The following is an 11,733-nucleotide window of genomic DNA, read 5'->3' on the forward strand; positions in this document are numbered from 1 at the left end:
TTCAATAGGAGATATGGATAGTGAGCTCTTGTGAAAAGTCCTGTGGTTGCGGTTCTACTGCGGAAGCCATTGAAGCAGCGGCCATATCTTCGAGTGAAGGAAGCTGGGTCAGCAGTTTTTCTGTGCCCAAAATGGATTGCCCTTCCGAAGAGCGGATGATTCGGCTCGCACTCAATGGCTTGCCTGAACTTCACTCGTTGTCCTTTGATTTAGCCGGCAGGCAAGTACGCGCATTTCATGATGGGTCGGTTGATCAGATTGCCAGCAAGCTGGAGTCACTTGGCCTGGGCGCAACACTGCTAGGCACTCAACCAGCCAGCCAGGAGTCCGTCTCGGCCAACAGTGCTAGTGAAGAGCTAACTGCTTCGAAAGAGGCCTGTACGCTGAAAATCCTGCTCGGCATCAATGGCGCGATGTTTGTCACCGAGATGACCGCTGGTTTAATCGCTCAGTCGGCTGGCCTGGTTGCCGACTCTTTGGACATGTTTGCTGATGCTGCCGTTTATGGATTGGCTCTATACGCGGTCGGCCGCAGCGCGCAGTTGCAAGTGCGCGCAGCCCATCTGGCGGGCTTCCTTCAAATCGTATTGGCTCTGGGTGTACTCGGAGAAGTGATTCGGCGCTTCTTCTACGGTAGTGAGCCTGAGTCGATGCTGATGTTGGGGGTAGGTCTAGTCGCACTGGTGGCAAACGTCAGCTGCCTTTTGCTGATCTATGGCCACCGCGAAGGTGGTGCTCACATGAAAGCGAGCTGGATCTTTTCAGCAAACGACGTGCTCGCGAACATCGGTGTAATCACTGCAGGGGCATTGGTTGCCTGGACAGGCTCACCCTACCCAGATCTGGTCATTGGCACTGTAGTAGGACTGTTCGTGCTGAACGGTGCGCGCCGCATACTGGCCTTGAAGGCCTGATCAACAGGATCGTCTGCCGTAGCGCCCGCTAGGCATAAGGAAATTACGATGAGCCTTCAACCTTCCTCCGGCAGCTGGAATCTGCTGCTGCTCGCCTGGTTAGTAGCTTTGGTGTCGACTCTCTCCGCGCTGTTCATCGGCGAGGTAATGGGTCAGGCACCTTGCGTGCTGTGCTGGTTCCAGCGTGCCTTTATGTTCCCTCTGGCGGTGGTTCTGGCTATCGCCTGCTACCGCTCAGACTTCGCCATTTGGCGTTATGCCTTGCCGCTGGCCGCTATTGGCGCGGTGTTGGCCTTCGCCCACACGCTGCTCTACGCCGGACTGATTCCCCAGCCGATTCAGCCTTGCACGGCTACCGGCCCGTCCTGCTCAGGAGCCGAGATGACCATATTCGGCGGCGTGCCGTTGCCAGTGCTGGCTCTGCTCGCATTCATCCTGATCACCGTTCTACTCATCATCATCCGCCGGAGAACCATCTAATGAACCGCCGCCCCCTGGTCCTGATCATCAGTGTGGTGATCCTAGCTGTCTTCGCTGCCGCCGCTTACCTGTACGCGCCATCCAAATCGTCCCAGACATCGCAGCAGCCCCAGGCAACCGCGCCAGCACAAGCCGCAACGGAAGCCACCTCAGACAGCAGCAACCTGGTCCGTTTCCACTCGCCGGTGTTCGGCCCAGCTAAAGCCCCGGTGACCATTGTCGAGTTCTTCGATCCGTCTTGTGAGGCATGCCGGGCCTTCTACCCGCATGTGAAGAAAATCCTCGCCGAGAACCCCGCCGAAGTGCGCTTGGTGCTGCGCTATGTGCTGTTCCACCAAGTATCCGAGGAGGTGGCGCGCCTGCTGGAGGCCTCGCGTAAACAGAACCTGTATCCGCAGGTGTTGGAAGCGGTACTAGAAGCCCAGCCGGGCTGGCACGACGACCCCAAGGCCCAAGAGGCCTGGGTCGTCGCCGAACGAGTCGGTCTGGATGTGGAGAAGGCTCGTGCGGACATGAATAGTCCTGGTGTCGACGCCGTACTGAAGCAGGATATGCAAGATGTTAAGGCCGTGGGCGTTCAGGGCACGCCGACTTTCTTCGTCAATGGCCAGCCGTTGGATGAGTTCGGCCTAGAGCCGCTGCGCCAGCTGGTGAGCAGCGAAGTCGCCAAGGTAAGGAAGTGACACGATGGGCGTGTTAGAAAACCGAATTCCGCCGCCCTTGGTTGCAACCATCATTGGAGTGCTGATGGGGGCTTCCTATCGCTACCTGCCAGGCTTTGAGCTGACGCTTGGCTGGCGCCTAGCCGCCGCTCTGCCGGTGCTGTTACTCGGGCTCGGCGTATGTCTTGCTGGTGTATTGTCATTTCATCGTGCTCGCACCACGGTCAACCCGCTACGTCCGGAGAGCGCCTCCGCTCTGGTCGATGGTGGCATCTACCAGTACACCCGCAACCCAATGTATCTGGGCTTTGCCACCGCCCTGGTGGCTTGGTCGCTGCTGCTGGCCTCGCCACTCACACTGCTCGGTGTGGTCGTCTTCGTGCTGTACATGAACCGCTTCCAGATTGTTCCCGAGGAACGGGCACTAACGATGCTGTTCGGTGTGGATTTCGCCCGTTACTGCTCGCAGGTGAGGCGCTGGCTCTAAATCATCGAATGTCTGCTTCTGGCTGTGGCTCAACCTCCGAGCGCAACTTGGAGTAATCGTCGCCTCGATCGACGAGAGGTAAAGCGCTCGCCCTTAGGATCATTGATCGGCAAGAGCGATGCAGAGCCTCCACTATCTAGTACATCACGCTCGACTGACTCCAAGACCTCCCGACTAACCCCAGAACCAATGCGAATACTCACGCACGCCACGTCTTCGGCGTCAGACTGCATCACCATTACCGAGTTTCAGCCCGCTGGCTCCCGCAGAGCTTCCTAGCATCTGGAGCGAGGGCACTTACTGGGTAATTGAAAGATGTGCTAACGCGGCAGCCGACGCAGCGGGCGAGTGAGACCGAGCAGTTGCTACCGCATGAGGTCCTGCCCACCTCACGCAAGGTGAGGTGGGCAGACGCTTAGTGATGGGAGTCGGGCGGTTCCCGTGGAACAAGCGTTAGGGCTTAGCGAGGCGGAGTGCCCATGTGCTGCTGATGCTGCATCATCTGATCCATCATCATCTGTTGCATACCCATGTATCTGTCCATCATGTATTGATGTTGCCTCATCTGTTCAGGCGACATCTGGGAGTAGTGGCTGCCCATTTGGCCCCAGCCCATCATGTGGCCGCCCCCCATCATTTGCCCACCCATCTTGCCGCCTCCGCAGCAATCCATCATTCCGTCGCCCCACATCCCGTTCATCATTTGCATTCCATGCTGCATCATGACTTGGTGCTGTTGCATCAATTTCTGGCGCTGCGCAGGATCGGCCGCCTTCTGGATTAGGCTCATCTGCTCCTGCATGTTCTTCAGGTTTTCCTGCGCCTTCGCCATCTCCTGGTCAAATTGCTCGATGCTCATAGACTGCTGAGTCGGCTTGGCGGCGTTAGCGTCCTGCTGCGCAAAAGCTAAGGCTGGGAAAAGTACAGCCGCCAAAGCGAGGGCGGCGAGTTTGGATGCTTTCATAATTCAGATCCTTGTACGGGATAGTGGGCAGGGAGTGGATTGCCACTAATCAATATAGGCCTCGATTCAGGGCGCAAACTGATGTAAGTCAAAGGGTGACCTGACGCCTCAACACACGCAATGATGAGGGGCGTGCATGGCCGCTTTTGGCCGGTTCCTGCCTAATCCGACAGGCTCAAAGCGGTCAAAAGCGGTCATTGTTGGCCAGCGGCAACAGACCGCTTCATTCACAAGAAAAATATTCAGGTGTGAGCATGGAAATCAAATCGCTGGCGACGGTAGCCATGATTGAGTATGTGATTTGCTACTGTTGCTCCTCTGGTACCCTCATCCCCGGCTATGGCTTGCAATATGGCCGGGTCATCAACTCGCACCCCTCCAGAACTGAGCGCGGAGCATGGTCCAAGTGCTCGAATTTCAGGACGTAGCAGCCATGAGTCTTTTCCAGGTATAAGTTTCCGAACACCGGATCAGATCTTCTTTTGAAGCTGTGAAACCGGCTGCTCCAACATCGATTGCGTTAGCCCGTGCATATCCGCATTGGCTTGCCAGATCAAAAACCGGCGATACATATCTCGAACAGCAGCTGACAGCTTCTGATTGTTCTCTGTCAGTTCCTCAATGCGCTCGTTGGCTGCCTGAATATCGCTAATCCAGCCCGGCTTCAGCTTCTGAGCCTTCAATCCCGCCTTGGCATTCTTCATTGCTAAATCCACGGCAGGTAGATTCATCAGGGACTGGCGAGCACGACTGATACCCAGTTTTTCTTTGCAGGCATCAACAAGCAAAGGCCAGGTCAGCTTCGGCTCTGACCATTCCTCAATTAGCTTAATGATGCGTTTCTCATCCTTTGGCGTTAAATGCCCCATCGTTAACCCTCGATCTCATCCAGCAAGGCCAAGACGTCATCCAACGATGGCAACGCCTCTTGCGCCTGGTTCTCTTCAATGACTTTGACTTCGATCAGCCCCGACATTGCAGCGGCGTTCTTGGTCAGCGTCCAACCGTTATCGGCGTTCCACACGATGGCACCGTTTTCGAGTTCGGGGTTTTCCAGCGTATGGATGAGCGCCTCGCACTTAAAGAGTTTCTCACCCAGTTTTTTGGCCGACTCCGATGCCCCAAACAAGCCCCGAGACTGCGCATCCAGGGCTTTATCGAGACGACGTTTAAGGTCGTCGCGTTCTTCCTTAAGATTGCTCAGCTTTACGTCATCCCCTTTGACGCAACCGAGCCGCCCGCAGTCCAAACAGGCACCCATTTTCGGGCAGGGCTCGGAAGCAAAGTTGTGCACACAAACGCCGTAAGGGGTTAGATGGATAATGCGGTCCTGCTCACCCTCGCGCAGTTCCCTCACCTCAATCAGGTTCAGCGGCTGATTGGTTTTGACCTTTTCCAGGCGCTGAGCAGCGGTGCTGTGCTTCGTTTGTGGGTGGTAATCCGCAACCCTTTGGGTGCGTTCCTCGACGGTTTCATGGTTGTAGACCGACCCCAACGTCGTGCGCCCGGAGAAGGCGTCAATCAGTAGCTGCGACAGGCCCGCCCGGTGCATCTGCGTGTTCAGTTCGTGCCGAAACGCATGCGTGTTGACCTTGACTCCAGGGTAGCCATAGCGCTCGAACAGGCTTTTCTTTGTCGGGTCGTTCGTGCCACCTAATTGCGTATTCATTCGTTTAGTGTTCGCCGCGATCTCCACGCCAAACCCGTGTGTCACAACGAAAGCTGAGTCTTCAGCCATTGCTCCCGTGCGCACGGTAAACAACGCATCACGGTACTTCACCCGAGCTTTGCCCTCAGTGTACGGCGTGGTGTATGGAAAATCCTTTGGAAGATACTTCTCCCGCAGCAGTACATTGAGCTTGCGCAGCGTGATGACACACCGGTCGTCAAATTCATAGCTCTCTATCCTGCCCTTAACAAATATGCGCCTCCCCGCGCTGGAATCCCACCCGTCTCGGATCTCGGCCAATAGGGCTCGGGCGACGGGGCTGAGTGCCTTTTGCTTCTCCATGCCTTTCAAGAACTTGGCATTGAATCTCCTTCGCGGGCCGTTACCAGCGCTGAGTTTCAGCGCGGCACAGACTTCGGTGTAAGTGAGCGGTTCATCAGGCCCCTTGGATGGCAGTCCTTCATGGGGCGGAAACTCATCAGGATGATCCTCCAGCCAGGCGGCGTAAGCCCGCGCCTCATCGGTGATCGGTTTCAGTAACGTGATGGCCCGCTCGACTACCGGCTCCATCTCAGGCGTAATGACGGGCTTCAGCATTACCTGGTTCTTCTTTTCCGCGTACCAGCGCAAGAACATGCGCGGGTTGCCTTGGGTATCCTCTTTAAATACTAGGCAATCCAATTCGACATCAGCCAATTCACCAACGCGACTAGGTGCACTCAGCAACAGCGCACAGGCGGATGTCACAACGATATCGAGGGGGCGGGTCAATTCGTTATTGAACACCTCCCCGAGGGCTTTGATTGCTTCAGGGTTGGGCAGCTTCTGTTCCCGATCGGCTCTTTGCTGCTTGAGCGTGCCAGTCGGCTTCAGCTTCAGCGGAGAAGTCCATCGGAAATCCGACTTGAGCAATTTTTTGTCCCGCATCAGGGTGATGATGGCCTCAAGTGCCTTACTGATACCGTATGCGGTATTGCCTTTTGTCCAGTGACGGTTCATATGCTCGCACGCTGTACTACAGACAGCGGCGGACACCCGTGTCACATCCCGCGTGCCGGTCAGCTCGAACAGGACGGCTTCCAGTTCCCTCAGGGCGAACAGCCACTCATCCACCGACTTTTTCTGCAAATACACCCTTCGGTACACCACAAGTGCTTTGGCAAACTCCGTGAAGGGTGCCTGCATCGCCTTTGGGGCAACTTTGGTCGATCCGAGCGCCGTGAAGCTACAGCCTTTGAAGCCATGCGGGTGCCAACTGTCGTCCTCCCAGCGAATACTCGCGTGCACTCGATTGGGAATGCCTTTGGGCAGGGTCTGTTTTGCCCATTCGATAAACGCCACGAGCTGAGCCTCCGCAGCCAGCTGGCTTCTGGGCTTAAAATCGACAATGTTGTTCGTCGGCTCAGACGGTTCAGAATCAAACACTTCGGTCATTCTTCTGTCTTCCCAGAGCTCGATGATTGGCGCATGGCCTCACAATCCAGAATCACCTTGCGGCAAGCCAAAATGGCCCGATCCCAGAGGACGCCGGTGGTTTTGTCCGTGGCAATGGTTTGCTCCCGACGACGTTCCAATCGCTCGAGGACCGAACTGTGGTCAGCGTCCAGAAGTGGCTGAAACTTTCCGCAGGCGTAACAGGTAAAAGGCGCATCGAGATGGCAGGCGGCATCGGCACCACACACCGCCAGATCCTCGATTAGTCGATCCGCTAGTTCCCCGTTTTTCGCTGAGGTACGATCTGTGACGATGATCCCGGTGAACGCATTCACAACCAAGGTCAGATGGTCGGTCATCTTCGCGTCGATCAACGCCAGCAACTCTGCCGACACCTGTCGGTACTTTCGCACTGTCTGAGTACCCTTGTGCATCAATGCGCGGGCCATCGCCCACTCACTCATCCCTGCATTGGACAGGTCCGTGCCGAGGGTGTGCCTGAACCGGTGACCCCGCGTCACTTTTAGCGACTGATGGGTGCGAGGCGAAATCGGAAAGCCCTCCATCCGCTCGATGCGCTCAAGCCAAGCGCTGATCGTTGTTTTTCCGGCATGAAAGATCGCCTGCGGCGCGTCTTCGAGGCTTTTTTGAAGGTGACTATCGAGCAAAACAGGGGGATTAATCCGCTCCCTAAGTTCTGTTTCATCATCCAGCTTCCGACGAAAGAGGGGCACATTCTCAATGGCTACATTCCAATCGGTACCGTCTGGATACGTTTGCCAGAGTTGCGCCAGTACCATTGCCTTGTAGGCCTGCACCACGCGGTAGAAGTCATCATCCAGGCTGAATGTTTCGAACTTTACTCGCCAGCCTTCCTCGTCCCATCTTTGCTTTGCCCAGGGTATCCTGATCATGCAGCCCTGATCGCTCTTCGTGAAATCACCAAAAACCATCGCTCGCACCTGAGTGCCTCGCGACCCGTAAATCATCAATATGCGCAGGTACAGGTATTGCTCGCAATCTAACTGCCCGTGACAAAACTGCTCATGTATCCATTGGTACAGACCGTCCTGCTCCACCTGCGTGAACGGGCCTTGTTCGGGGTCCAGGCTGAGGATCACATCGTGGCTGGATCTCTTTTTCCTGGGCAATGCTTGGTAGGCATCGATAAGGGGTTGCGACGGGCGCTGTTCGAGGGATTCGCAGTCGTGCCAAAACGCCATGAAAGAGGCAATGACACTAAACTCAGAATGGTTAAAGCGCTCCCGCAGAGCGATCAGGTGATCCTCGTTGAGCGGGTCAAGCCCGGCTTGTGCAGCCCGCGACAACCCACTGGCGGCGCTAGCTACCGTGCCCGCTGCCATATCGGCCATTCGGTACGCCAGGGCGGCGTGCAACCAAGGCTGCCAATCTAGCGAGACGCAGGCAACAGCCGCTTTCCAGTTGACTGAATGATTAGCTGATTGATCGGGTTTCCACATCGGTTCGGCGGGTGTGAACACCTTCCCACATTTCGCTAGGCGAGGCGTGTTCAGCCACGCATCGAGGCTGTCCTTCGTGGGTGCCTGAAGTGCTTCGACGGAGATTTTCACTTTGAACCGCCCGGTGTCTCGGCCTTTTGACGGATGGCCTTAAACCTCTCGGCCCGCTTCTGTATCGCGTTGTCCGCCTCTTCTTTCCAGAATTTCTCGCCGTAGAGGCCAGGCATGTCCGATCCGGGACTCCAGCCGAACATCCATGTGAGGGTTTTTTGAACCTGCGTGGTGCGATCCTCCGGCGTGAGCGCTGCCAGTTCCTCCCGCATGCTTTCCAGCATCGTGTAGACCGCGTCATGCCTCAGAATATGCGGGTGCACATGAGCCAGTTCCGGCGCTATTTCTCGGACCCTGGACAGGACGCCATCAACTGCCTTGATGGTCAGAGGTCCGCCCTCATTTCGCTTGTGGGCCACCAGCAAAAACGGATGCTTTCTCGCTTGCGATGTGCCGCTACGAGGCTTTCTGTGGCGATATTTCGATTCGTACTCAGTGATTGCGTCATACAGGTCATCGGTCATGAGCAGCATGCGCTCGTTGGTTTTGAATTGCGGGGCCATGGTTCTTGGGTCGAGGCTCTCATCCTCTAGGTTGACCACCGCTAGTTGACGACTGTGCCAGTGAATATCGCTGGTCTTGATCAGCAGCATCTCGGAGCGGCGCAGCCCCATGTCGAGACCCAGCAGCAAAATGATGTAGTTACGTAGCCTGATAGCTTCATCTGAAAAGGGGTTCTCGGCGCTATCCGGATGCATGATTTCCAGCAATCGAGTTCGCTCCTGGCTGGTAAGCCCTTTCATTTCGTCGATTCGCGTTTCTTTCCACGAAGGGCGGGCCGCTTTGATCTTGCGTTTGATGCGCCCCTTCAGGTCGTCAATCGCCTCATATCGTGTTGAGTGATCACCCAACTTGTCATAAAGGAAGGCCAGATAGTCGCGTACCGCCTCGATTCGCTGCTGCGCATGGACTTTGCCAACTGATTTGTAGGCAGTCGGATGCAAACGCATCCCCGCATACTTCATGGCCAAGGTTTCCTTATTAAACCCTGCGTCCGACACAAATCTGGAAAGCTCACTGTCTGTCAGGTATTGGCTGGCAGGGCGCTGTTCGATGCGAGAAATCAGATCAATAGAGGAAAAAGCCAGAAACTGCTCAAGCACAACCAGATGCTCAAGGTACTTCTTTGTTGTTTCCAGTGCTCTGCCCGAGTGCTCCATGGTCATGTAGAGGTTGGGGTAGTAAACCGGGATGTAGTCTTGCACCAGCAGCTTTCTACGAGCACCATTCACCACCTGCTCTATGACCTGGAAACCCATATTGCTCCCTCATAAAAAATAACTTTTTTAAGTATAGTCAGGAACAAGATAAGGTCAACGCAAAACCTAACGTTTTGCTTTCCAGAATTTAAGCGCTTGCCGCTACCATAAAGCACTGAAAAAACAGGATTAAAGGCGAATCAAACCATGTCCAAAAGTGACAAAGCAGGCAAAACAGGCTCTTACGTCTACAGCATGCATCGGGTCAGCAAGGTCGTCCCGCCGAAGCGTGAAATTCTCAAGGACATCTCCCTGTCGTTCTTCCCAGGCGCCAAGATCGGCGTGCTCGGCCTCAACGGTGCCGGTAAGTCGACCCTGCTGCGCATCATGGCCGGCGTCGACACCGAGATCGACGGCGAAGCCCGGCCGATGCCGGGCATCAAGGTCGGCTACCTGCCGCAGGAGCCGCAGCTCGACCCGAGCAAGACGGTGCGCGACATCGTCGAAGAGGCCGTGGGCGAGATCAAGCAGGCTCAGGCCCGCCTCGATGAAGTGTATGCCGCCTACGCCGAGCCGGATGCCGATTTCGACGCGCTGGCCGCCGAGCAGGCCAAGCTGGAAGCCATCCTGCAGGCGTCCGACGGCCACAACCTGGAGCGTCAGCTGGAGGTCGCCGCCGATGCCCTGCGCCTGCCGCCATGGGACGCCAAGATCGAACACCTGTCCGGTGGCGAGAAGCGCCGCGTGGCGCTGTGCCGCCTGCTGCTGTCGGCACCCGACATGCTGCTGCTGGACGAACCGACCAACCACCTGGACGCCGACTCGGTTGCCTGGCTGGAGCGCTTCCTGCACGACTTCCCCGGCACAGTGGTAGCGATTACTCACGACCGTTACTTCCTCGACAACGTCGCCGGCTGGATTCTCGAACTCGACCGTGGCCACGGCATCCCCTACGAGGGCAACTACTCCGGCTGGCTGGAATCGAAGGCCAACCGCCTGGCCCAGGAAGCCAAGGCCGAGGCGTCGCACGCCAAGGCCATGAAGGCCGAGCTGGAATGGGTACGCCAGGGCGCCAAGGCGCGTCAGGCCAAGTCCAAGGCGCGTCTGCAGCGTTTCGAGGAAATGCAGTCGCAGGAATTCCAGAAGCGCAGCGAGACCAACGAGATCTACATCCCGGCCGGTCCGCGCCTGGGCGACAAGGTCATCGACTTCCACAACGTGTCGAAGTCCTTCGGCGACCGCGTGCTGATCGACGATCTGTCCTTCAGCATCCCGAAAGGCGCCATCGTCGGCGTGATCGGCGGCAACGGCGCGGGTAAGTCGACCCTGCTGCGCATGATCACCGGCAAGGAGCAGCCGGACTCCGGCACCATCGAGATCGGCGAAACCGTGCAGATCGCCAGCGTCGACCAGAGCCGCGACATGCTCGACGGCAGCAAGACCGTGTGGGAGCAGATCTCCGACGGCTTCGACATGATCAAGGTGGGCAACTACGAGGTGCCGTCGCGCGGTTATGTCGGGCGCTTCAACTTCAAGGGCGCCGACCAGCAGAAGTTCGTCAAGGATCTCTCCGGCGGTGAGCGCGGTCGTCTGCACATGGCGCTGACCCTCAAGCAGGGCGGCAACGTGCTGCTGCTCGACGAACCGTCCAACGACCTCGACGTGGAAACCCTGCGTGCGCTGGAAGAAGCGCTGCTGGACTTCCCCGGCGCGGCCATCGTGATTTCCCACGACCGCTGGTTCCTCGACCGTATCGCCACCCACATCCTCTCCTACGAGGACGACGGCAAGGTCAACTTCTTCGAAGGCAACTACACCGAGTTCGAAGCCGATCGCAAGAAGCGCCTGGGCGATGCCGCCGCGCAGCCGCACCGCGTGCGTTACAAGAAGCTGGCGCAGTAAGCGTTCAGTGGAAGAAAAAACGGAGCCTGCGGGCTCCGTTTTTCGTTGGCGGCGTAGGGTGCGCCCTGCGCACCGATGCCTTCGGCCTGTTAGCGATCAGAGTTTGGCCAGCAGGCTTTCCAGCGCCTTGGCCTGGTCCTCGGCCAGATCGATGATATGAAAGCCCGCCCAGCAGTGCTGGCCGTCGGCGCCGGGGCGGCTCCACAGGCAGTCGGCGCCCAGGCGAACCTCCTGTATCTCCTCTTTTCCGGCAGTACAGACCAGGCGGCACTGCAGCACGGCATCGGCTGCATGCGGGGTGTCGCTGAACAGCATGAAACCGTCGGCGGACAGATCGACGATCCGGCCCAGGCGCTGTCCGCTGTTCAGGTCGAAGACCTCCAGCTGCATTTCGGTGCCATGGCGGCTGTGTTGGCGACGCTCTTCCATG

General features: G+C 57.2%; 11 protein-coding genes. 5 read left to right on the forward strand and 6 right to left on the reverse strand.

Annotated features, from left to right (window positions below; genetic code table 11):
- Positions 1–17 precede the first annotated feature (17 nt).
- The 4 genes from N7333_RS12405 to N7333_RS12420 are packed head-to-tail and all read left to right on the forward strand — an operon-like array spanning position 18 to position 2,543.
- Entirely contained in the window at positions 18–914 is an 897-nt protein-coding gene (locus N7333_RS12405) for a cation transporter (protein ID WP_271661259.1), read from the forward strand.
- Positions 915–962: 48 nt separating this feature from the next.
- Positions 963–1,394 (forward strand): disulfide bond formation protein B, encoded by a 432-nt coding sequence (locus N7333_RS12410; RefSeq protein WP_003118384.1) that lies wholly within the window; start codon positions 963–965, stop codon positions 1,392–1,394.
- Positions 1,394–2,077, forward strand: coding sequence for a thioredoxin domain-containing protein (locus tag N7333_RS12415; protein ID WP_003118385.1), 684 nt, complete (start codon positions 1,394–1,396; stop codon positions 2,075–2,077). The genes N7333_RS12410 and N7333_RS12415 overlap by 1 nt, the downstream gene beginning before the upstream one ends.
- A gap of 4 nt (positions 2,078–2,081) precedes the next feature.
- Positions 2,082–2,543, forward strand: coding sequence for an isoprenylcysteine carboxylmethyltransferase family protein (locus N7333_RS12420; RefSeq protein WP_003118386.1), 462 nt, complete (start codon positions 2,082–2,084; stop codon positions 2,541–2,543).
- Positions 2,544–3,003: 460 nt separating this feature from the next.
- Here the strand turns inward: N7333_RS12420 and N7333_RS12425 are convergent, their stop codons facing one another.
- From N7333_RS12425 to N7333_RS12445, 5 genes are all read right to left on the reverse strand, one after another.
- Positions 3,004–3,507, reverse strand: a complete 504-nt coding sequence (locus tag N7333_RS12425) for a hypothetical protein (RefSeq protein ID WP_003118387.1) — start codon at positions 3,505–3,507, stop codon at positions 3,004–3,006.
- A 470-nt stretch (positions 3,508–3,977) separates the two neighbouring features.
- The gene (locus tag N7333_RS12430; RefSeq protein ID WP_279858894.1) at positions 3,978–4,376 is read right to left on the reverse strand and encodes a hypothetical protein; all 399 of its coding nucleotides are present in this window, start codon (positions 4,374–4,376) and stop codon (positions 3,978–3,980) included.
- Positions 4,377–4,378: 2 nt separating this feature from the next.
- A complete protein-coding gene (locus N7333_RS12435) occupies positions 4,379–6,610 on the reverse strand; it encodes a hypothetical protein (RefSeq protein WP_279858895.1) in 2,232 nt (743 codons plus the stop codon).
- Positions 6,607–8,202: a site-specific integrase gene (locus tag N7333_RS12440; RefSeq protein ID WP_279858896.1), complete on the reverse strand. Its 1,596-nt coding sequence runs from the start codon at positions 8,200–8,202 to the stop codon at positions 6,607–6,609. Before N7333_RS12440 ends, N7333_RS12435 begins: the two co-directional genes overlap by 4 nt.
- Positions 8,199–9,461 carry a site-specific integrase gene (locus N7333_RS12445; RefSeq protein ID WP_125880118.1) on the reverse strand — a complete coding sequence of 421 codons (1,263 nt, stop codon included), beginning with the start codon at positions 9,459–9,461 and terminating at the stop codon, positions 8,199–8,201. The genes N7333_RS12440 and N7333_RS12445 overlap by 4 nt, the downstream gene beginning before the upstream one ends.
- 147 nt (positions 9,462–9,608) lie before the next feature.
- Between N7333_RS12445 and ettA the strand changes: the two genes are divergently transcribed.
- Positions 9,609–11,303, forward strand: a complete 1,695-nt coding sequence (gene ettA, locus N7333_RS12450) for an energy-dependent translational throttle protein EttA (RefSeq protein ID WP_279858897.1) — start codon at positions 9,609–9,611, stop codon at positions 11,301–11,303.
- Between the two features lie 96 nt (positions 11,304–11,399).
- On the opposite strand, the gene N7333_RS12455 is transcribed toward ettA, so the two are convergent.
- A complete protein-coding gene (locus N7333_RS12455; RefSeq protein ID WP_003242710.1) occupies positions 11,400–11,732 on the reverse strand; it encodes a PilZ domain-containing protein in 333 nt (110 codons plus the stop codon).
- Position 11,733: the final 1 nt, after the last annotated feature.

The organism is Pseudomonas sp. GD04158, assembly GCF_029834875.1.
Classification (GTDB): Bacteria; Pseudomonadota; Gammaproteobacteria; order Pseudomonadales; family Pseudomonadaceae; genus Aquipseudomonas; species Aquipseudomonas hydrolytica.

Coding starts and splice junctions, on each gene's coding strand:
- N7333_RS12410 (WP_003118384.1), top strand. CDS start 963: ATGAGCCTTCAACCTTCCTCCGGCAGCTGGAATCTGCTGCTGCTCGCC.
- N7333_RS12415 (WP_003118385.1), top strand. CDS start 1,394: ATGAACCGCCGCCCCCTGGTCCTGATCATCAGTGTGGTGATCCTAGCT.
- N7333_RS12420 (WP_003118386.1), top strand. CDS start 2,082: ATGGGCGTGTTAGAAAACCGAATTCCGCCGCCCTTGGTTGCAACCATC.
- N7333_RS12425 (WP_003118387.1), bottom strand. CDS start 3,507: ATGAAAGCATCCAAACTCGCCGCCCTCGCTTTGGCGGCTGTACTTTTC.
- N7333_RS12430 (WP_279858894.1), bottom strand. CDS start 4,376: ATGGGGCATTTAACGCCAAAGGATGAGAAACGCATCATTAAGCTAATT.
- N7333_RS12435 (WP_279858895.1), bottom strand. CDS start 6,610: ATGACCGAAGTGTTTGATTCTGAACCGTCTGAGCCGACGAACAACATT.
- N7333_RS12445 (WP_125880118.1), bottom strand. CDS start 9,461: ATGGGTTTCCAGGTCATAGAGCAGGTGGTGAATGGTGCTCGTAGAAAG.
- ettA (WP_279858897.1), top strand. CDS start 9,609: ATGTCCAAAAGTGACAAAGCAGGCAAAACAGGCTCTTACGTCTACAGC.
- N7333_RS12455 (WP_003242710.1), bottom strand. CDS start 11,732: ATGGAAGAGCGTCGCCAACACAGCCGCCATGGCACCGAAATGCAGCTG.